Origin of the sequence: Vibrio sp. 03-59-1, from assembly GCF_013114135.1 — a bacterium.
In the GTDB taxonomy this organism is placed as follows: domain Bacteria; phylum Pseudomonadota; class Gammaproteobacteria; order Enterobacterales; family Vibrionaceae; genus Vibrio; species Vibrio cortegadensis.
In genome coordinates, this window is the sequence record NZ_VTYA01000010.1 from 65,289 (window position 1) to 84,881 (window position 19,593).

Annotated in this window: 21 protein-coding genes; 12 read left to right on the plus strand and 9 right to left on the minus strand. The window is 44.4% G+C overall.

The features are described 5' to 3' along the window. The first annotated feature begins 82 nt into the window (after nt 1-82). Entirely contained in the window at nt 83-403 is a 321-nt protein-coding gene (gene metJ, locus F0249_RS11775) for a met regulon transcriptional regulator MetJ (RefSeq protein WP_017052595.1), read from the plus strand. 190 nt (nt 404-593) lie between these two features. Here the strand turns inward: metJ and F0249_RS11780 are convergent, their stop codons facing one another. Together F0249_RS11780 and rpmE are read right to left on the minus strand one after the other, a co-directional pair. After that, nucleotides 594-1,868: a malic enzyme-like NAD(P)-binding protein gene (locus F0249_RS11780; protein ID WP_171756789.1), complete on the minus strand. Its 1,275-nt coding sequence runs from the start codon at nt 1,866-1,868 to the stop codon at nt 594-596. A gap of 219 nt (nt 1,869-2,087) precedes the next feature. Further along, complete coding sequence (gene rpmE / locus F0249_RS11785) at nt 2,088-2,303, minus strand: 50S ribosomal protein L31 (RefSeq protein ID WP_017052597.1); 216 nt, start codon at nt 2,301-2,303, stop codon at nt 2,088-2,090. A 373-nt stretch (nt 2,304-2,676) separates the two neighbouring features. Here rpmE and priA point away from each other — a divergent pair, with 373 nt between their 5' ends. The 7 genes from priA (at nt 2,677) to rraA (ending at nt 10,598) form a co-directional block, all read left to right on the plus strand. Beyond that, a complete protein-coding gene (priA, locus tag F0249_RS11790) occupies nt 2,677-4,878 on the plus strand; it encodes a primosomal protein N' (RefSeq protein ID WP_171756790.1) in 2,202 nt (733 codons plus the stop codon). A gap of 234 nt (nt 4,879-5,112) precedes the next feature. Continuing rightward, on the plus strand, nt 5,113-6,120 hold the full coding sequence (cytR, locus tag F0249_RS11795) for a DNA-binding transcriptional regulator CytR (protein ID WP_171756791.1): 1,008 nt from the start codon (nt 5,113-5,115) through the stop codon (nt 6,118-6,120). 149 nt (nt 6,121-6,269) lie between these two features. Further along, nucleotides 6,270-6,800: a cell division protein FtsN gene (ftsN, locus tag F0249_RS11800; RefSeq protein ID WP_171756792.1), complete on the plus strand. Its 531-nt coding sequence runs from the start codon at nt 6,270-6,272 to the stop codon at nt 6,798-6,800. A gap of 177 nt (nt 6,801-6,977) precedes the next feature. After that, nucleotides 6,978-7,532 (plus strand): ATP-dependent protease subunit HslV, encoded by a 555-nt coding sequence (gene hslV, locus F0249_RS11805; RefSeq protein WP_017052601.1) that lies wholly within the window; start codon nt 6,978-6,980, stop codon nt 7,530-7,532. A 49-nt stretch (nt 7,533-7,581) separates the two neighbouring features. Continuing rightward, nucleotides 7,582-8,919 carry an HslU--HslV peptidase ATPase subunit gene (gene hslU, locus F0249_RS11810; protein ID WP_017052602.1) on the plus strand — a complete coding sequence of 446 codons (1,338 nt, stop codon included), beginning with the start codon at nt 7,582-7,584 and terminating at the stop codon, nt 8,917-8,919. Between the two features lie 141 nt (nt 8,920-9,060). Next, nucleotides 9,061-9,978: a 1,4-dihydroxy-2-naphthoate polyprenyltransferase gene (locus F0249_RS11815; RefSeq protein WP_171756793.1), complete on the plus strand. Its 918-nt coding sequence runs from the start codon at nt 9,061-9,063 to the stop codon at nt 9,976-9,978. A 77-nt stretch (nt 9,979-10,055) separates the two neighbouring features. Continuing rightward, a complete protein-coding gene (gene rraA / locus F0249_RS11820; protein ID WP_171756794.1) occupies nt 10,056-10,598 on the plus strand; it encodes a ribonuclease E activity regulator RraA in 543 nt (180 codons plus the stop codon). A gap of 135 nt (nt 10,599-10,733) precedes the next feature. On the opposite strand, the gene zapB is transcribed toward rraA, so the two are convergent. Beyond that, nucleotides 10,734-10,976, minus strand: a complete 243-nt coding sequence (gene zapB, locus F0249_RS11825; RefSeq protein WP_017052605.1) for a cell division protein ZapB — start codon at nt 10,974-10,976, stop codon at nt 10,734-10,736. Nucleotides 10,977-11,305: 329 nt separating this feature from the next. On the opposite strand from zapB, the gene glpX reads away from it, so the two are divergent. The 3 genes from glpX to F0249_RS11840 all read left to right on the plus strand — a co-directional run bounded on the left by glpX (nt 11,306) and on the right by F0249_RS11840 (nt 13,724). Then, entirely contained in the window at nt 11,306-12,313 is a 1,008-nt protein-coding gene (gene glpX, locus F0249_RS11830; protein WP_017052606.1) for a class II fructose-bisphosphatase, read from the plus strand. Between the two features lie 326 nt (nt 12,314-12,639). Further along, on the plus strand, nt 12,640-13,260 hold the full coding sequence (locus F0249_RS11835; RefSeq protein ID WP_171756795.1) for a metalloregulator ArsR/SmtB family transcription factor: 621 nt from the start codon (nt 12,640-12,642) through the stop codon (nt 13,258-13,260). 110 nt (nt 13,261-13,370) lie between these two features. After that, entirely contained in the window at nt 13,371-13,724 is a 354-nt protein-coding gene (locus F0249_RS11840; protein ID WP_171756796.1) for a DUF3135 domain-containing protein, read from the plus strand. 74 nt (nt 13,725-13,798) lie between these two features. Here F0249_RS11840 and F0249_RS11845 read toward each other — a convergent pair whose 3' ends face one another. Then, nucleotides 13,799-14,233 carry a DUF805 domain-containing protein gene (locus tag F0249_RS11845; protein ID WP_113798128.1) on the minus strand — a complete coding sequence of 145 codons (435 nt, stop codon included), beginning with the start codon at nt 14,231-14,233 and terminating at the stop codon, nt 13,799-13,801. 78 nt (nt 14,234-14,311) lie between these two features. Continuing rightward, nucleotides 14,312-14,659 (minus strand): 5-carboxymethyl-2-hydroxymuconate Delta-isomerase, encoded by a 348-nt coding sequence (locus tag F0249_RS11850; protein WP_017052610.1) that lies wholly within the window; start codon nt 14,657-14,659, stop codon nt 14,312-14,314. 322 nt (nt 14,660-14,981) lie between these two features. On the opposite strand from F0249_RS11850, the gene tpiA reads away from it, so the two are divergent. Next, nucleotides 14,982-15,752 carry a triose-phosphate isomerase gene (gene tpiA / locus F0249_RS11855; RefSeq protein ID WP_017052611.1) on the plus strand — a complete coding sequence of 257 codons (771 nt, stop codon included), beginning with the start codon at nt 14,982-14,984 and terminating at the stop codon, nt 15,750-15,752. Nucleotides 15,753-15,887: 135 nt separating this feature from the next. On the opposite strand, the gene F0249_RS11860 is transcribed toward tpiA, so the two are convergent. The 4 genes from F0249_RS11860 to F0249_RS11875 form a co-directional block, all read right to left on the minus strand. Further along, a complete protein-coding gene (locus tag F0249_RS11860) occupies nt 15,888-16,319 on the minus strand; it encodes a DUF86 domain-containing protein (RefSeq protein ID WP_017052612.1) in 432 nt (143 codons plus the stop codon). Then, nucleotides 16,312-16,701, minus strand: a complete 390-nt coding sequence (locus F0249_RS11865) for a nucleotidyltransferase domain-containing protein (RefSeq protein ID WP_017052613.1) — start codon at nt 16,699-16,701, stop codon at nt 16,312-16,314. Before F0249_RS11865 ends, F0249_RS11860 begins: the two co-directional genes overlap by 8 nt. 244 nt (nt 16,702-16,945) lie before the next feature. Then, on the minus strand, nt 16,946-18,328 hold the full coding sequence (locus tag F0249_RS11870; protein ID WP_171756797.1) for an MBL fold metallo-hydrolase RNA specificity domain-containing protein: 1,383 nt from the start codon (nt 18,326-18,328) through the stop codon (nt 16,946-16,948). Between the two features lie 98 nt (nt 18,329-18,426). Then, nucleotides 18,427-19,389 (minus strand): alpha/beta hydrolase, encoded by a 963-nt coding sequence (locus F0249_RS11875; RefSeq protein WP_171756798.1) that lies wholly within the window; start codon nt 19,387-19,389, stop codon nt 18,427-18,429. Between the last annotated feature and the right edge of the window lie 204 nt (nt 19,390-19,593).

Here is a 19,593-nt window from a genome sequence, read left to right on the forward strand (position 1 = left end):
TGTCTTTGCTTATGGCGGTAAATCCCGCTAAAATCCCCTCCTATTATTTTTAAACAACTAACAATAACAATGAAGGTGCGCAATGGCAGACTGGAATGGTGAATACATTAGTCCATACGCAGAGCATGGAAAAAAGAGCGAACAGGTTAAAAAAATTACCGTTTCGATCCCATTAAAAGTATTAAAGGTACTCACTGATGAGCGTACTCGCCGTCAGATTAACAACCTACGCCACGCAACAAACAGTGAACTTCTTTGTGAAGCCTTCTTGCATGCTTATACTGGGCAACCTCTTCCTACTGATGAAGATCTACGTAAAGATCGTCCGGATGAGATCCCAACCGAAGCAAAAGAATTAATGACTGCAATGGGCATCGAATTCGAAACATTCGACGAAGAGTAACCGCTTACTGCTGATGTCATTGGTTCGTTTGGGCGTTGTCTCAACTTAACCTCATTAAAAAAGCCGCTAAACATAATGTTTGGCGGCTTTTTAGTGTCTCGCTAGCGTGCAGATTTATTACGTCGTGTATTTACAGATTTACTGCATTGCGTTCTTACTGCACTCTACGTATTTACTGCATATTACGTTCTTACTGCATATAGTTTTCTGGCATCTCAATACGAGCCACACCAGATTCAACCGCCGCCACAGCCACGGCTTTTGCTACGCGTGGTAACAAACGTGGGTCCATCGGTTTAGGTATAATGTAATCGACGCCAAACTCAAGTGCATCCACACCCGCCGCTTTCAATACTTCAGCAGGAACAGACTCTTTAGCAAGTTGACGAATCGCTTCTACCGCCGCCAGTTTCATCTCATCATTAATCACGCTTGCACGTACATCTAACGCACCACGGAAAATGAATGGGAAACATAGAACATTGTTCACTTGGTTTGGATAGTCAGAACGGCCTGTACCCATAATCAGGTCATTACGCACTTCATGAGCTAATGCAGGTTTGATCTCTGGATCTGGATTCGAACATGCAAACACAACAGGCTTGTCGGCCATTAATTTCAGCGCTTCAGCCGGAAGAAGGTTTGGACCCGATACGCCTAAGAATAGGTCAGCACCATCAATCACATCTTCCAACGTGCGTTTGTCGGTATTGTTCGCAAAGCGCTGTTTGTACTCGTTGATGTCATCACGGCGAGTGTGGATTACGCCTTTACGGTCAAGCATGTAGATTTTTTCACGCATCGCGCCACACTTAATCAGTAGCTCCATACAGGCGACAGCTGCTGCACCTGCACCAAGACAAACGATCGTACACTCTTCTAATTTCTTACCTTGAAGTTCGATCGCATTCAGCATGCCCGCTGCCGTTACAATCGCGGTACCGTGTTGGTCATCATGGAATACAGGCACATCACAACGTTCAATCAAACGACGCTCAATTTCAAAACAGTCTGGTGCTTTGATATCTTCTAAGTTAATACCACCGAATGTGTCTGCAATGTTCGCAACTGTGTCGACAAATTCGTCGATAGTGCGGTGTTTTACTTCGATATCGATAGAATCAAGGCCAGCAAAACGTTTAAACAGTAACGCTTTACCTTCCATCACAGGTTTTGATGCAATTGGACCAAGGTTACCTAAACCAAGGATCGCGGTGCCGTTTGAGATCACCGCAACCATGTTACCTTTCGCTGTGTACTTATAAACGTTCTCTACGTTTTGGGCGATTTCACGTACAGGTTCTGCAACACCTGGGCTGTAGGCCAGTGCCAGATCTTCAGCTGAGTCTGCTGGCGTGGTTAGCTCTAAAGCAATTTTCCCCGGTTTTGGGAAGGCATGGTAATCAAGTGCTTGTTGGCGAAATAGTTCTTCTGAAGAGAGCTCTTGGTGATTGTCGTCTGACATAGGTGCAGTATCCCCGAAAAGGTAATGTGATGATTGAGTCGAATGCTAATATTAATTGATGTAAGTCAATCTTCATAGATAGGATTGCGATCTGATTCATTAAAAAACCAGATTCATCTACTCATTCGACCAGTCATTAGAAGATGTCACTAAAATGCAGATAATAAAAAAGGACGCCATGGCGTCCTTTTTTCATTCGGTGTAGCAAAAGTAATAGAATTACTTGCTAGAAAGAGCACCGAAACGCTTGTTGAAGCGATCAACACGGCCGCCTGTATCTACGATACGTTGCTTACCAGTGTAGAATGGGTGACATTTGTCACATACGTCTAGGTGGATTGAATCTTTACCTAGAGTAGAGTTGAATTCAAATGTGTTGCCACAAGAACAAGTTGCGCTTACAGCTTTGTATTCTGGGTGGATTCCAGTTTTCATGGGATAACCTCGTTAGGCCGTGTCGCCATCCGAATCTAAGCCGGACACCACACGTAGTTTAAAAAATTATTGCCACCGCTAAATTACTCAAAGGTAAAATAAGCCATGACGTTAAGGCGCAGTATAGTAATGAATCCCCTGCCTAGGATCAACCAATTTGATAGTTTTTTCACCGTTAAATGTTTTACGCGCCTTTATTACGGCTTATCTCTCCGATTAAAGACCATTCACTTCGGTTTTAACCTAAGCAGAACGCCAGCATAGCGACTTTTATCGCCTTTTCATTAGTCGACTTAAGGATAAGATAGCTCGAATTTCCTAACTGATTAAATTAGACTGTGTTTTCTCATCATTGTGCCGAATTTATGACCCTATGCGCCCATCAATAGCTCGAATCGCTCTGCCTGTTCCCCTAGATAAGCAGTTCGATTATCTTATTCCTAGCCACCTATTTCCAATTATTGGTGGGCGAGTCTCTGTGCCTTTTGGTCGTCAAACATTAGTCGGGATCGTCACAGCACTGGTCAATGAATCCGATTTCCCTCGCGAGCAGCTAAAAAGCATTAAGCAAGTCTTAGATAACCAACCTGTTTTCTCTGAGTCGGTGTATACCCTATTAACCTGGTGCAGCAAATTTTACCAATATCCCCTAGGTGAAACCCTAACCAACGCGCTTCCTTCTGCGTTACGTAAAGGGAAAGCCGCTGATTTTGCCACCTTGGTGGAATGGCAACTGACCGCATCAGGGAAAAATCAGCTCATGCAAGGGTTTGGTCGTGCAGTCAAGCAAGCGAAAGTGATGCATATGCTCGAAAATGGCAATGTCCCTCACCAAGAGTTTATCGATCACGAAGTGGGCAGCACTGTACTGAAAACCCTGCAAGAGAAAGGGTGGATTGAATCATTAGAGAAAAAGCCAAAGATCACGGCATGGAATCATCAGGTTGAAGCCGATTGCGATAAGCCTAAGCTCAATGAAGAACAAGCGATTGCGATCGCCACCGTCAACAGCCAAACCGAATTCGGCTGCTATTTATTAGAAGGGGTGACGGGTTCGGGGAAGACCGAAGTCTACCTGAATATGATTAAGCCCATCCTCGAACAGGGAAAACAAGCGTTAGTGCTGGTTCCTGAGATTGGATTGACCCCACAAACCATTAACCGCTTTAAAAAACGGTTTAATGTGCCGGTTGAAGTGATCCATTCAGGGTTAAATGACACCGAACGTCTGAACGCTTGGCTTTCTGCTCGCGATAATATTTCAGGCATTGTCATTGGTACTCGATCAGCTCTGTTCACGCCTTTTGCGGATCTTGGCATTATTATCGTCGATGAAGAGCATGATGCCTCTTACAAACAACAAGACAGCCTACGCTACCACGCGCGTGACGTCGCTATCATGCGCGCGAACAAAGCGCAGATCCCAATCATTCTTGGCACCGCGACACCAGCACTTGAAACGCTGCATAATGCGCTCAGTGGTAAATACCATCATCTAACCTTAAGCCAACGAGCAGGGGTTGCCCTTCCAACCACCAATAAAGTGCTGGACGTAAAAGGGCTCTATTTAGAAAGTGGATTATCAGCGCCACTGATTGCCGAAATGCGCCGCCACCTTAAAGCGGGCAACCAAGTGATGCTGTTTTTAAATCGACGCGGTTTCTCCCCTGCTTTGATGTGTCATGAGTGTGGCTGGATTGCAGAATGTAAACGCTGCGATGCGTACTACACCTTCCACCAGCACAGCAGTGAAGTTCGCTGTCATCACTGTGGCTCTCAGCAACCCGTTATCCATCAATGTCATGGGTGCGGATCCACTCAACTGGTCACGGTTGGGGTCGGAACAGAGCAACTTGAAACACAGCTAGAGCAACTTTTCCCAGAATACAAAACGATTCGAATTGACCGTGACAGTACGCGCCGTAAAGGCAGTTTAGAGTCTGCTTTAGAATCGATTCGTAAAGGTGAGTTCCAAATTCTTATCGGCACTCAAATGCTCGCTAAAGGGCACCACTTCCCCAATGTGACATTGGTAGGTTTGCTCGATATTGACGGCTCACTCTACAGCAGTGATTTTCGAGCGGCTGAACGTTTGGCTCAGCTGTTTATTCAAGTGGCAGGACGAGCGGGACGCGCCAGTAAACCCGGAGAAGTAATCTTACAAACTCATCACCCTGAACACGGGCTATTACAAGCATTGCTGCACAAAGATTATCGCCACTTTGCCATTAGTGCATTGGAAGAGCGAAAAATGGCGCAATTGCCACCCTATTCCCATCTAACGCTTTTTAGGGCTGAAGCAAACAACCCGCAGCAGGTAGAAGAATTTCTTCGCCAAGTGCGACATACCCTTGAAGCTCATCCACTGTTTGATGATAGCTGCATGGTGCTTGGCCCGACGCCTGCGCCATTAGCGAAACGAGCAGGGAAATCACGCTGGCAATTACTGCTTCAAACTCAAAGCAGACCATTAATGCAAAAGCTGCTCTATAGCGCGAAGCCTGCGATTAATCTGTTACCCAGCGCAAAAAAAGTGCGTTGGTCGCTGGATATCGAGCCCCAAGATCTTAGTTGATGGTGCGAATGCCCCTAATGACAATGTAATCAGAAAATGTATTCACATTTATCGTGAGCGAAGTCACATAGACAATGTAATTTTTGTTAAACAGCCCGTAACTTTCTCTTTGGAATTGAATAAACTATCTCCTCAACAGAAAACGTTAAAAAATGTAACTGACGTCTTTCATTCATTAAAACAATAATTAAATGCCGTATTGGCATGTAAGTAAGTGACTTAAGAGGATTTAGTATGGCGACAATGAAGGATGTTGCCCAGCTGGCTGGAGTATCAACTGCGACCGTATCACGTGCGTTAATGAATCCGGAAAAAGTATCATCCTCAACCCGTAAACGTGTTGAAGATGCTGTTTTAGAAGCTGGTTATTCACCGAACTCTTTGGCAAGAAATTTACGCCGAAATGAATCAAAAACGATTGTCGCCATTATTCCCGACATTTGCGATCCTTACTTTACTGAGATCATACGAGGCATAGAAGATACCGCCATGGAGTTTGACTACTTAGTCCTCCTTGGTGACAGTGGGCAACAGAAGAAGCGTGAGTCTTCCCTTGTAAACCTCGTCTTTACCAAACAAGCCGATGGTATGCTATTGCTGGGTACCGACCTTCCTTTTGATGTCAGTAAACCTGAACAGAAAAACCTTCCTCCGATGGTCATGGCGTGTGAATTTGCACCAGAACTTGAGCTCCCTACTGTCCATATCGATAACTTAACCTCAGCATTCGATGCAGTGAACTACCTCACCCAACTTGGGCACAAGCGTATCGCTCAAATCACAGGGCCAGAATCGGCAACCTTATGTAAATTCCGTCAACAAGGTTATCAGCAAGCGCTGCGTCGAGCGGGGATCATCATGAATCCAACCTTTACGGTACAAGGTGATTTTACGTTTGAAGCGGGGGCAAGGGCTGTGAGAAAGCTACTGTCTCTACCAGAAGCACCAACCGCTATTTTTTGTCATAACGACACCATGGCTATTGGAGCGATTCAAGAAGCGAAAAAACTAGGCTTACGCGTTCCACAAGATCTCTCTTTTGTTGGCTTTGATGACATTCAATTCTCTGAATATTGCGATCCACCTCTGACGACCATCTCTCAGCCTCGATATGAAATTGGACGCCAAGCCGTATTGATGATGTTAGAGCTTCTCAAAGGGAACGAAGTCAGTGCTGGTTCAAGGCTCCTTGAGACTGAATTGATCGTTCGCGGCAGTGCTGCGCCACCACGAATGAGTTGATTGCTTGTCGATTTTGAAAGCCTAAAAGAATGAAAATGATTTGAAGCAGTGCATTTTAGTGCGCTGCTTCCGTTTTTATCTCTCCTACTGTTCTATCCACTCAATCTGGATTACCATGAGAGCAGAGAATTTAACTGTCGAATAATGCTGTGGCGAATAAAGATTATGTAAAGCGCGGTCGAGCCCCTAAAAAGCTGACCAAAAAACAAGCTCCACGCCGAAAGCCGTGGCGCATCGGACTCTTAGCCGTTCTTCTGCTAAGTGGGTTTAGTTATGGGCTGTATATTTTAAGTAACGATCCTGAGCCACCAGCGCCTGTGGTCAAAACCAAGCCGAAACCTAAGCCAGCGAAATCCCTTCCGCCTCCTCCTGAAGAGAAGTGGGATTACGTCGATTCATTACCGAACCGCGAAGTGGAAGTGAAAGCCAAAGAACAAGTTGTCTCTGCCATTCCATACATCATGCAGTGCGGCGCTTATAAATCGATGTCTCAAGCAGAAAGCCGCAAACTCGATATCGCTTTTCAAGGGATCAACAGTAAAATTCGCAAGAAAGAGAACAGCAGTTGGTACCGTGTTGTTTTAGGGCCATACAAACTCAAACGAGATGCTGAGCGAGATCGCCATAAACTGCAGCGAGCGAAGATTGAGCCGTGCGCAATTTGGAAAGATACGCAATAACACATTAATTGACATAATTAGGGTAAGCCTCAACGCTTACCCTTTTTTGTCCCTTGAATTCCCTTCTCTTTATCCTCATATAGTTTTTATCGAAACCATATTTTCATTTATGTGAGTTCCCGCGGATACCACACGGAAGCTCAAGTAATAAGTAATCTAAATAATAGAGGCCAACTCGTGACTACTATTGTATCTGTACGCCGTAATAATAAAGTCGTCATCGCGGGTGATGGACAAGTATCTCTTGGCAACACCGTAATGAAAGGCAACGCACGTAAAGTTCGTCGTCTCTACAACAATCAAGTTCTGGCTGGATTTGCTGGAAGCACTGCTGATGCCTTCACTCTATTTGAACGCTTCGAAAGCAAACTTCAAATGCATCAAGGTCATTTAACCAAAGCGGCAGTTGAACTTGCAAAAGATTGGCGCAGCGATCGCGCGCTCAGAAAGTTAGAAGCACTGCTTGCTGTTGCTGACGAAACTGCATCATTGATCATCACAGGGAATGGCGATGTGGTTCAACCTGAAAATGACCTCATTGCCATTGGCTCTGGCGGTAATTTTGCTCAAGCATCCGCGATTGCTCTTTTAGAGAACACGGATTTAGATGCGCGTGAAATCGCTGAAAAATCACTAAAAATTGCTGGTGATATTTGCGTATTCACCAACCACCACCACACTATTGAAGAACTAGACATTGACGCTGACAACAGCGAAGACACCAAAAAATAGTGTTGTGTATCGCATCAACCATGCATTGAATAGATTTTAAGGAATAAACATGTCTGAGATGACTCCTCGTGAGATTGTTCACGAACTGAACCGCCACATCATTGGTCAAGATAACGCTAAACGTTCTGTCGCGATTGCTCTACGTAACCGCTGGCGTCGAATGCAGCTTGAAGAGAGCTTACGTGTAGAAGTGACACCAAAAAACATCCTAATGATTGGTCCTACCGGTGTTGGTAAAACAGAAATTGCTCGTCGTTTAGCTCGATTAGCCAATGCACCTTTCATCAAAGTGGAAGCAACAAAGTTCACCGAAGTGGGTTATGTGGGTAAAGAAGTAGAAACCATTATTCGCGATCTGACCGATGTAGCCGTGAAGATGACGCACCAACAAGCGATGGAAAAAGTAAAATACCGCGCTGAAGAGCAAGCAGAAGATCGCGTATTAGACGCCCTACTGCCACCCGCTCGTGATGCTTGGGGTCAGAATGAACAACCAGCAGAAGAGAGCAGCTCTAATACTCGTCAAATCTTCCGCAAAAAGCTGCGTGAAGGCAAACTGGACGACAAAGAGATCGACATTGACGTTGCCGCGCCACAAATGGGTGTAGAGATCATGGCTCCTCCTGGCATGGAAGAGATGACCAACCAACTGCAAGGCATGTTCCAAAACCTTGCTGGCGACACCAAGAAAAAACGCAAGATGAAGATCAAAGATGCCTTCAAAGCGTTAACCGAAGAAGAAGCAGCAAAACTGGTTAACCCTGAAGAGCTAAAAGAGAATGCGATTTACAACGTTGAAAACAACGGCATCGTCTTCATCGATGAGATCGATAAAATCTGTAAACGTGGCGAAAGCTCAGGCCCAGATGTTTCTCGTGAAGGGGTTCAGCGTGATTTGCTTCCACTGATTGAAGGCAGCACCGTTTCAACCAAACACGGCATGGTTAAAACTGACCACATTCTGTTTGTTGCATCGGGTGCATTCCAAGTCGCGAAACCTTCTGATTTGATCCCTGAATTACAAGGTCGTCTACCAATTCGAGTTGAGCTTGAAGCACTTTCTAGCCATGATTTCGAGCGTATTCTAACAGAACCAAAAGCGTCACTGACTGAGCAGTACGTTGCGCTAATGAAAACCGAAGGCGTGGATATCGAATTCACCAAAGAAGGCATTCACCAAATCGCAGAAGCGGCATGGAAGGTGAACGAAACCACTGAAAACATTGGTGCGCGTCGCTTGCATACCGTGATGGAACGCCTAATGGATGAGATCTCATTTGATGCAACAGAGAAATCAGGCAGCCAGTTAACCATCGATTCAGAATACGTTAGCTCACGATTAGGCGAGTTCGTTGATGATGAAGATTTAAGCCGCTTCATTCTGTAATTGAACCAATTTTCAACTCACTGAATACCCGTATTCAAAGCTTTATCTGAGATCTAATTCTAAGCCCACTTTCGAGTGGGCTTTTTATTCATCAAAAAAAGCGCGTATACTGACTTTATTGTATAAAACTATGAATACCGAATGAAACAGTCACTTCTGATCTGGCTTGATGCCGCAAGACCAAAAACACTCCCTCTCGCTTTAGTCTCGATTCTTACAGGAAGTAGTCTCGCTTTTTCAGCTGATCATTTTTCTCTGCCTGTCGCTCTGTTGGCCTTTCTCACTGCCACATTGCTGCAAATACTGTCTAACCTTGCGAATGACTACGGGGATGCAGTAAAAGGCACAGACAACGATGAACGTCTTGGCCCAGTCAGAGCCATGCAATCTGGCGCGGTCACACCGAAAGTCATGAAACAAGCCATTGCGCTGAATATCGTGCTGACCATCATCTCAGGTTTGAGCTTAGTTTTTTATGCCCTCAGTAGTCTTGAAAGTATCTTGGCGTTTATCGGACTCGGCGTGCTCGCCATTATTGCCGCCATTGCGTATACCATGGGCAGTAAACCTTATGGCTACGTAGGGTTAGGTGATATTTCCGTTTTCATCTTCTTTGGTTTACTTGGCGTGTCGGGCACTTACTTCTTGCACACGGGTAATCTTGAGTTTGGATTGTTTCTCCCATCATTAGGCTGTGGTTTACTGGCTGTTGCCGTTCTGAACATCAATAACATGCGTGATATTGAAAACGATGAAGCGTGTGGGAAACGCACCGTTGCCGTGAGACTAGGTCAACAGAAAGCCAAGCAGTATCACTCTCTATTATTAGGGGGCGCACTGTTTGCTTTTACGCTTTATCTCACCTTACAAGGCAAACCCCTGTGGATCAGCCTGCCATTCCTACTAAGCTTAATCATGGTAATCAAGCACAGTAAAGCCGTTTGGGCCGCCGATAAACCCGCTCAAATCGCGCCGATGATGCCGGTTATCGTAAAATGCTCGCTCATTACCAATCTATTATTTGCAGGAGTCGTGATAGCTCAAACTCTAGTGAGTTAATTGAGCCTTGTCATTGCATTGGCTTCAGCGCCCGATATACTCAAATCAGATTGATAATTTAAAAGAGAAGGTACGCTATGGAATACAACACCTCTGCCCTGTGTGATGTCTACTTAGATCAAGTCGATGTCGTAGAGCCAATGTTCAGCAACTTTGGTGGTAGCGCCTCTTTTGCTGGTCAACTCACCACAGTAAAATGCTTCGAAGATAATGGGCTGATCCGCTCTGTCTTAGAAGAGAACGGCGAAGGTCGTATTTTACTGGTCGATGGTGGTGGCTCTTTACGTAAAGCGCTCATTGATGCCGACATTGCCACTCTTGCTGAAGAGAACGAATGGGAAGGCATTGTGGTCTACGGCTGCGTTCGTGAAGTAGATGAACTTGAAGACATGAGCATCGGCATCCAAGCACTTGCCTCTATCCCTGTCGGCGCGACTCAAAAAGACATTGGTGAAATTGATGTACCCGTGAACTTTGGCAGTGTGACCTTCTTACCTGAAGATTACCTCTACGCTGATAATACAGGCATCATCCTTTCCCAAGAGCCGTTAGATATTGAATTCGAATTAGGTGAAGAAGACGAGCTTGATGACGAAGATGAGCTTGAATCTAACGACTAAATTGGCGTCACCTCTCACGTGCGTTAGCGAATGACTGATAGATAACACAAATAAAAACGCCTGCTGAACATTCAGCAGGCGTTTTCGTATTCTTTAGTAACGTATTCGCCCTTTTACCAAGGCAAAGCTAATCGCTTATTCTACGTCATCCATTTTGCCTAGAAGATTGCGAATGCGATCTTGCCAAGCTGAATGTTCTTGTTCCATCTGTTGAGCTTTTTGCTCTAGCTCTTCACGGTTTGCTTTTAGCTCAGTCGCTTCAGTTGCTAGTTGCTGTTTCTCTTCTTTAAGCTCTTCAACTTCCATTTGCAGTAGTGCAATTGTGTCAACAGCAGTTTGGATTTTAGCTTCCAGTTGTTCTAGTACTTCAAAAGACATATGGGCCTTCCTATGATTTATTGGATTGGGCGAAGGTTACTTCACTAATATTGCTTCATTCTACTCAGCACAGCGCAGATAGACACTCCCTATATTCGATATTTTTTACCATTCGCTCAAAAAAACAACGCAAATTGACATAAGCCTAACTTTTCTCACCTCAAGTGAGCCAAATCGCGTATCCATTACCCATAAAAATCTACATTGCAGACGAACTTTAAAACCAGCAAACACTAAAGCGATGGAAAAAGGCAAACGTTACCTTTCTGATATGGTAAAATCCTGCCAAAATTTCCTATTTATCTCTCTTTCATTTATTTGGAGTCAACATGAAACGCGATTTGGCAATGGCATTCTCTCGTGTAACCGAAGGTGCAGCACTAGCTGGTTATAAATGGCTTGGCCGTGGCGATAAAAACGCCGCAGATGGTGCCGCGGTAGAAGTGATGCGTAGCCTATTGAACAAAACTGAAATCAGCGGTGAGATTGTTATCGGTGAAGGTGAAATCGATGATGCTCCAATGCTCTTTATTGGTGAGCAAGTCGGTGTCGGTGGCGATGCCGTGGATATTGCGGTAGACCCAATTGAAGGTACTCGCATGACCGCGATGGGACAATCGAACGCATTAGCGGTTCTAGCGGCTGGCGAAAAAGGCAGCTTCCTAAAAGCCCCTGATATGTACATGGAGAAATTGGTTGTCGGCCCTGGCGCAAAAGGGGTGATCGATTTGCATCTTTCTTTGGAAGAGAACCTAATAAACATCGCAAAAGCGTTAGGGAAAACCCTTGATACTTTAGTGGTCACCACCCTTGCAAAACCTCGCCATGATGAAGTGATCACCCAAATGCAAGCAATGGGCGTTCGAGTGTTTGCCGTGCCTGATGGTGATGTTGCCGCGTCTATTTTAACTTGCATGCCAGACAGCGAAGTGGATGTGATGTACTGCATCGGCGGCGCTCCTGAAGGCGTAGTTTCTGCGGCGGTGATTCGCGCTCTAGATGGCGACATGCATGGCCGATTGTTGGCGCGTCATGATGTGAAAGGGGATACACCTGAAAACCGCACTCACGGTGAGCTAGAATTGTCTCGCTGTAAAGAGATGGGCGTTGAAGCTAATATCGTACTGAAAATGGATGATATGGCACGCAGCGACAATGTGGTTTTCGCCGCTACAGGGATCACCAAAGGCGATCTACTTGAGGGCATCACACGTAAAGGCAATATCGCGACAACAGAAACACTGCTGATCCGCGGTCGCTGTCGCACTATTCGTCGAATCAAGTCGATTCACTACTTAGAGCGTAAAGACGCTGAAGTTCGCGACTTTATCCTGTAGGTTTCTAACGTTAGGTTTTCTAACGTTATGTTCCCAGCCTTGAGCTTTTAAGCTTCTATGCTTTTAAATTTTTAAGCTTGGCGCAATACAAACGAATGTCTACATCAAACGCAGCCACTTCCGGCTGCGTTTTTTATTTTCTGGCTTTCTGGCTTTCTGGCACTGAGTATTTTCGACATTAACTCTTTCTGGTACCCACTCTTTTAGGTATTTACTCTTTCTGACATTCATTCAGTGTGGTCTGCATGCCAGGATCCGAATAGTAAGTTATTTGCTTTATTAAGCTCATACTTCATAATGAAGATGAATCATAAGGCAGGGATACAATGAAGACCATCGATAGGATATTACACAGCATCAAACGGGATGGAGCCGTCACCGCAAAGCAACTGGCTGACGATCTTAACATGACCACAATGGGGGCTCGTCAACACCTCCAAGGTCTTGAAGACGATGGTATTTTGGCCTTTCATGACGTCAAAGTGAAAGTCGGACGACCGACCCGTCATTGGTCTTTGACGAAAAAAGGTCATGCGCAATTTGCCGACCGCCACAGTGAACTCTCCGTGCAGGTGATTGATGCGGTAGAAAGTTTATTTGGCCCAGAAGGCTTAGCTCAAGTCGCGGCCAAGCGCGAAATCCAAACGCTGGCTCAATACCAACAAGCGTTGGCCGACTGTAATAGCCTAGAAGAGAAACTTGAAGCGCTGACCAAACTTCGTGAACAAGAGGGCTATATGGCTGAGCTGATCAAAAATGAGCACGGTTTCTTACTGATAGAGAATCACTGCCCGATCTGTAAAGCAGCAACTCGCTGCCCTAACCTATGCCAATCTGAATTAAATGTTTTCCAACAACTACTTGGAGAAGCGTACACGGTTCAACGTTCAGAACATATCACTCAAGGTGAGCGACGCTGCACCTATCAGATCCAAAATTTGCCGTAGAGAATAAATGTCTCAAGTTTAAGAATGCAATAAATCGAGCAAGAATTAACCACAAAACTCTCTTATGCTTTGATAGTGTGCCAACTATCAATAGCGCGTAGGAGAGTGATATGGGATTTCCTCTAACCAACCAAACCTTGCCACCATTTGATGATTTAGTCGCTTTGGCTAAAAATAACCCTCAAGCTTTTAAGCAGCTCAAACATGAGATGTGTGAAGAGATGATTCAGTCAGCATCGGATGTGATGCAGCATCGATTACGCGCTCAGCAAAGCCATATCGATCTGGTGGTTAGCCACTGTAAGAACCCCAATCACATCAATATCACGTTAATGAAAGAGTTATCGGTACAGGTTGTAAAATTTCAAGGTGTACTAGGGGGTGAGTATGTCCTTGACGATGATGCAAACGTAGCGCCTACACATTCAGCGGATATTATTCCTTTTACTCTAAAAGAAAAATGAGAAAGAGGCCCACACCTCTTTCTCCTTTTATACTAACTTTCTATTTATCTTTTTAACGGTCCCTTACTTTCTGCCTATTGCTGAAGCGGGTCACGACCGTATTGATTGTCTCCGGTGGTTCCTTTCATAAATCCGCATTCAACGAGGATCCAGATACCACATACAAATGCCACCAGCGTCGCCATCAGTTCTGGAGCGGAAGGCGTTGCCGTTGCAGATGCTGCCCCCGCCATAGGTGTCATTAAACGCCCGACAATAAGAGGCACGTTAAGAAGTAACCAGCGGTTAGATTTATCTCTGTCGTGCCAACGTTTTGCGGTGATCGCTAAATCCGGAACCATTAAGATCAATAAGAAAACAGGCAACAACAAATAAGCGTATACCGGGAATAGAATATTTATACCGATCGCAAAACCAAAAATAGCCGCGTAATAGATAAGGTTCCAGATCCAGAAAACTTTTCGACCTATCCGCCCTTGAAATGAAAGTAACAACTCTTTAATCGACATCTTTCTACCTAAATATTAAAAAATTAAACCGCCAGTATCCCACCACGATTCCATAACCACCTAACGACAAGGAGAGTACTAGTTAATGATTTTCTGAAAACAGGCGGTATCCATATCGCGCATATTCACTGTTAAGCTGCGCACATGACTGGCTTGCCCTTGAAGTACTTCAATGAGCTGACGAGAGAGTTCTCGCTTCTGCTCTTCAGTACGGCCAACCAATAGCTCAAAATTCACATGAATAAAATCGACACTATCACCTTCATCACCTATCAACCAATTATGGCAACGCAGAGCTCGAGATTTCACAGAGCCAACATCAAACAGACCACAATGCAGCGCCACGTTGTGTAAATCTTCCAGCAGACCCTGAACATTCACTCGATCATCTACCGAATTGGAGTACTCCATTACTAGGTTAGGCATTTTATCTTCCTTATATCGATTTAAGGTCATGAAAAACTCGATGACCATCATGGATCGTATTTGAGATGCCATTAATAGCAATTAACGCTGAAAAAACCGAGAAGATAAGGATTAATCTGTATGTCGGATCACTGACTAAATGAAATACTCCAACCTCGCTCCTATCCTGCACTTCGATGTCAAGATTGAGAACATTTCTCTCGATCCAAGAAAGACATGACTACAGTCATGATCTAAACTTATTAATCTGTTATATTCTTACGTAATCAAGTTTATTTTTTACATATTAACTTTCACATAAATTAATCGCGGAGAAAATCCTATGCGTCATCCTGTAGTTATGGGTAACTGGAAACTAAACGGCAGCAAAGAAATGGTTGTTGCGCTTCTAAACGGTCTTAACGCTGAACTTGAAGGCGTGACAGGCGTTGACGTTGCAGTTGCTCCACCAGCTCTATTTGTTGATCTTGCTGAGCGTACGCTTACTGAAGCAGGCAGCGCAATCATCCTAGGTGCTCAAAACTCTGACCTAAACAACAGCGGTGCATTCACTGGCGACATGTCTCCAGCAATGCTTAAAGAGTTCGGTGCTTCTCACATCATCATCGGTCACTCTGAGCGTCGTGAATACCACGCTGAGTCTGACGAGTTTGTTGCTAAGAAATTCGCATTCCTAAAAGAGAACGGCCTAACTCCTGTTCTTTGTATCGGTGAATCTGAAGCTCAAAACGAAGCTGGCGAAACAGTTGCAGTATGTGCTCGTCAACTTGACGCTGTGATCAACACTCAAGGCGTTGAAGCTCTTGAAGGCGCGATCATCGCTTACGAACCAATCTGGGCTATCGGTACTGGTAAAGCAGCTACAGCTGAAGATGCACAACGCATCCACGCTCAAATCCGTGCACACATCGCAGAGAAATCTGAAGAAGTAGCTAAGAAAGTTGTGATCCAATACGGCGGTTCTGTTAAACCAGAAAACGCAGCAGCTTACTTCGCACAACCAGACATCGACGGTGCTCTAGTTGGCGGCGCAGCACTAGACGCGAAAAGCTTCGCAGCTATCGCTAAAGCAGCAGCGGAAGCAAAAGCTTAATTTTAAGCACTGCTTTGAATTCTAGTTTTAGAATTTAGCGTTAGAAAGGTCAACTTAGGTTGGCCTTTTTTGTGTTTGCTCATAAGTAGTAAGGCACGATTGAAAGAGTACTTGGTGAACTACTTTTCTCCCGCCTTACGATTCCGATAATAAAAAAATTACAGCTTTATCAGTAAAGTCCGCTAATGTTTGATAATGGCCTTCACGTAAAATATCTTCAATAATCAGTAAATCGATATTTAAATAGTCATGCACCAAACCATTACGCATGCCAATAACCTGCTTCCAAGTGCGTAACTCATGACTAGAAATCAGGTTATGCTCTTTTAAGATAGAAAAGGATTGATATGCTTCTGTCGCACTCTTCTTTTGAAGCTTCTTAACCATATGTTTAGATAAGCCAATACACATCTCTGTAAAAACTTGTAATAAGCGCTCAGTCGCTAGATAGTCGCGACTTTTTAATTCAGATTTATTTAAATCAAAACGAAGCTCATTGAGTTCCTTAAGATATTTTTCCTTATGTGACTTAACTTCCACAAGATACAACTCAAGACCTTTATTCATATGAAGTATCTCTCTTACTTTCAATTAATTGATATTCAAACATAGAGTTAATACGATTCAGCTCTTTATGAAATAATAATGGATTATTGTTATAAATTAGCTCGCCGTATTCAATGACATTAAAAGCAAGTGCAATTGGTATGCGATTAATATCAACGATACTTAGTTTATTTAAAGGCAAATGCAAATGTTCAGCCCACTCTATCGCCAAACACTCTGGACGAGTTCGCAAAGCCAAGGCAGACAAAGAGTGATCACCAAATGCCACAGCCAAGTCAAAGTCACTTTCTTGGTGATGACTCCCTTGAGCACGAGAACCGTATAACCACACAAGTTCAATACGTTCATCCATCTTGGCCAAACTAACGATAGAATTAATCATATTCAATCCATTGTTACTGCTTATCTCGATACTATAGCAAGATTGGGGACGCATCGCTGCACTTAGTAAATATCGAATCAAAACAATGTTAATGCTCACCAAGCCCTGTTAATACCGTTTGCTCCACCGTTTCCCTCCATTCTTAATATAGGGAAGTAATCAATGCTGTTTAACGAATGAGACAGGCATTAAGCGAATATCACCAAAATAACGGAACGATAAAATATTGATTAAATAGTTGGTACTATTCGATAACTTTCCCAACCGCATCATCAACTAATTCATCCATAAACTGTTGCTTGGCTTCTGGCTCTCCGTGGATCAAATGTAACTCTTTAATTGGGCTCTCGATTCCGCGTATAAAGGCGAGTAGATCCGCTTGGTCGGCATGAGCGGAGTACCCAGACATGGTATGCCGCTGCGCGTTTATCTCTATCTCTTGCCCATCTATCACCACTTGTGAACAACCGCTTTGAATCTCCCTGCCTAATGTTCCATGAGCTTGATAACCCGCAAACAGAACATCGGTGCGCTTATCAGGCAGCAGAGCTTTCAAGTAGTTCATCACCCTTCCACCTTGGCACATTCCCGATGCCGCAATCACGATCGCAGCTTCTCCCGTTGTCGCTAACCGATTGACTAACGCAATGTGCTGTTTGTGATCGTCTATCACTACGCATTGATCAAAAGCCAGAGGGTGACGCTTGGACTCCAAACGGAACTTAGCCTCTTTTCCCCACAGTTTTTTAAAGCGACGATAAGATTTCGTCACCTTACTTGCTAAAGGTGAATCCAAAATAATCGGAATATCCCCTTCGATATCGGATTGATGGATCAGCCGCTCAATATCAAACAGTAGCTCTTGGGTTCTACCGACACTAAACGCTGGGATCAGTATGGTTCCACCATCTTTCAAGGAGCGATTAATGATCGCTTTTAGCCTTTCACTTCTCTGTTCCACACTGTCATGAGTTTTGTCCCCATAAGTGGTTTCAATATAGAGATAGTCGGCACGCTTGGGCGGTTTTGGATCAGGCAACAACGGTGTATTACGCGGGCCAAGATCGCCAGAGAACACCACCACCTCACCATTCGGCAATTTGATTTCGACATAGGCAGAACCAAGAATATGCCCCGCAGGAGAGAAACGCATATACATCCGAGAGTTCGATTCTGAAACTTTGGTTTTTGAGGCTTTAGATTTTAAAGCTTTCGTTGTTAAAGCCTTTTTTGCTAAAGAAAGGGGCAACCATTGATGATACGGAACTGGTTTGATCCTCTTGCGCACTAACTCCAACACTCGCTCTCGCTGGCCTCGGTTCAAACCCAGTTGCAGTTTCAAGCCATCTTCTAGCATTAATGGGATTAGTTCTGCGGTAGCGGGCGTGCAGTAGATTGGTCCTTTAAAACCCGCAGCTAACAACCATGGAAGACGCCCAATATGATCGATATGGGTATGAGTGACGATCAGAGCTTTGATATGTGAAGTGGGAAACTCAATCGGCAGTGGACGACTATCGCTCCCTTGAAACAGGCCACAATCTATCAATAGGCTGTGATTGCACAGTTTAAGCTCATGGCACGATCCTGTGACCGTATCTTTACCTCCATGATGAATTACTTCCATTTATGCCTCCTGCTGCTCGTTGTTAGTTAATAAGTGATAGTTAATAGATGATAAATATTCGTTAGCGATATTTATCAAAGCAACGGTTAACCATTAGCTCACCAATTCAAGCTGACACAACCAGTTTCAATGGCTTTTGCAATATGAGGAATAATAGGACTGACTTCCCCACTCTGATTAGTAAGAAAATAGCTATGACCAAGTGGCGGATCCAAACGGTTATTGAAGCTATCACAATCGAACTCGAACACGCGCTTAGCAGATAGTTTTGAGATGCTTTCCGGCCCTGTCATTCCAAGACGACGTGAACAGGTGATATGACGTAAATTTGCCACTTTGGATGCGGACATAGCCAAATCATCACTGGCGTAATAGACCACGGTATTTTTGGCGGCGTCCAACACATAGCGGCCACGATGTTCGGGTTCAAGAATGTGATTTTCAACATCAGCAGCAACCATGAAAATATTACGAAACATCATTGGCATGGCACCGCGACCGAGCTCTTCCACCCAAGATTGCAGCGCATTGACTAATACTCGATTGCCCATGGAGTGCGCCAGTAAGTTCATTCTTCGTAGGCAAGGCTCCGTTTGTTGTTCGCCAGCCCTACGCCAATCATCAAATTTACACAGCAGACGCGCAAAGGCGATGCCACTATGGTCGGCGGCTTTTTGGTCGTCCCAATAGTCATCGATAATGTGCAATTTACTGTCGTCATCACAGGGCCAAATCAGTGGAATCACCAACACCCGTGCTTTCTTTTGCGAATCCATCTTCTCATCTAAAAGGTTTTGCAGTTTCTGTGCCCTGTGGAAAATATCTGGCTCCATGTTGTTATCAAAACCATGGATATAAAAAAGCAATTGAGTCCCTGTTGGCAATGATTTAAGGCGAGAGAAGAAGGGCTGAGAGGTCACTTCAGTATAGTCGTTCTCACCATGACGCTCACAAAAATAAAGCCACTTCGACACATCGGTATTTTGGTAATTAAACCCAATGCGCCGCCCAGCGTTGGAACGAGCCGATTGCAGTGGTGTACGGTTGGTGATGAAGAGCATGGCGGACTCCTTGGTGTTGAAGTGAACGAGCAATGGCTAGCTTTCCCACTTACTGTTCTATTTTCAATAAGGCGACTAGTGGAATGCGAAGGAGGTAAAGATTAAACAAGATTAAAATGAAAAATTCGCAACGCTAAGAAATATGCCTATTTATAAATTGTGGCCATTCCTCTTTTTCACGCCTTTCCGAAGAGAGCGATTTAA

Excerpts from the sequence above, each read along its gene's own strand:
- metJ (WP_017052595.1), top strand. The coding sequence starts at position 83 with ATGGCAGACTGGAATGGTGAATACATTAGTCCATACGCAGAGCATGGA.
- F0249_RS11780 (WP_171756789.1), bottom strand. The coding sequence starts at position 1,868 with ATGTCAGACGACAATCACCAAGAGCTCTCTTCAGAAGAACTATTTCGC.
- rpmE (WP_017052597.1), bottom strand. The coding sequence starts at position 2,303 with ATGAAAACTGGAATCCACCCAGAATACAAAGCTGTAAGCGCAACTTGT.
- priA (WP_171756790.1), top strand. The coding sequence starts at position 2,677 with ATGCGCCCATCAATAGCTCGAATCGCTCTGCCTGTTCCCCTAGATAAG.
- cytR (WP_171756791.1), top strand. The coding sequence starts at position 5,113 with ATGGCGACAATGAAGGATGTTGCCCAGCTGGCTGGAGTATCAACTGCG.
- hslU (WP_017052602.1), top strand. The coding sequence starts at position 7,582 with ATGTCTGAGATGACTCCTCGTGAGATTGTTCACGAACTGAACCGCCAC.
- F0249_RS11815 (WP_171756793.1), top strand. The coding sequence starts at position 9,061 with ATGAAACAGTCACTTCTGATCTGGCTTGATGCCGCAAGACCAAAAACA.
- rraA (WP_171756794.1), top strand. The coding sequence starts at position 10,056 with ATGGAATACAACACCTCTGCCCTGTGTGATGTCTACTTAGATCAAGTC.
- zapB (WP_017052605.1), bottom strand. The coding sequence starts at position 10,976 with ATGTCTTTTGAAGTACTAGAACAACTGGAAGCTAAAATCCAAACTGCT.
- glpX (WP_017052606.1), top strand. The coding sequence starts at position 11,306 with ATGAAACGCGATTTGGCAATGGCATTCTCTCGTGTAACCGAAGGTGCA.
- F0249_RS11835 (WP_171756795.1), top strand. The coding sequence starts at position 12,640 with ATGAAGACCATCGATAGGATATTACACAGCATCAAACGGGATGGAGCC.
- F0249_RS11840 (WP_171756796.1), top strand. The coding sequence starts at position 13,371 with ATGGGATTTCCTCTAACCAACCAAACCTTGCCACCATTTGATGATTTA.
- F0249_RS11845 (WP_113798128.1), bottom strand. The coding sequence starts at position 14,233 with ATGTCGATTAAAGAGTTGTTACTTTCATTTCAAGGGCGGATAGGTCGA.
- F0249_RS11850 (WP_017052610.1), bottom strand. The coding sequence starts at position 14,659 with ATGCCTAACCTAGTAATGGAGTACTCCAATTCGGTAGATGATCGAGTG.
- tpiA (WP_017052611.1), top strand. The coding sequence starts at position 14,982 with ATGCGTCATCCTGTAGTTATGGGTAACTGGAAACTAAACGGCAGCAAA.
- F0249_RS11860 (WP_017052612.1), bottom strand. The coding sequence starts at position 16,319 with ATGAATAAAGGTCTTGAGTTGTATCTTGTGGAAGTTAAGTCACATAAG.
- F0249_RS11865 (WP_017052613.1), bottom strand. The coding sequence starts at position 16,701 with ATGATTAATTCTATCGTTAGTTTGGCCAAGATGGATGAACGTATTGAA.
- F0249_RS11870 (WP_171756797.1), bottom strand. The coding sequence starts at position 18,328 with ATGGAAGTAATTCATCATGGAGGTAAAGATACGGTCACAGGATCGTGC.
- F0249_RS11875 (WP_171756798.1), bottom strand. The coding sequence starts at position 19,389 with ATGCTCTTCATCACCAACCGTACACCACTGCAATCGGCTCGTTCCAAC.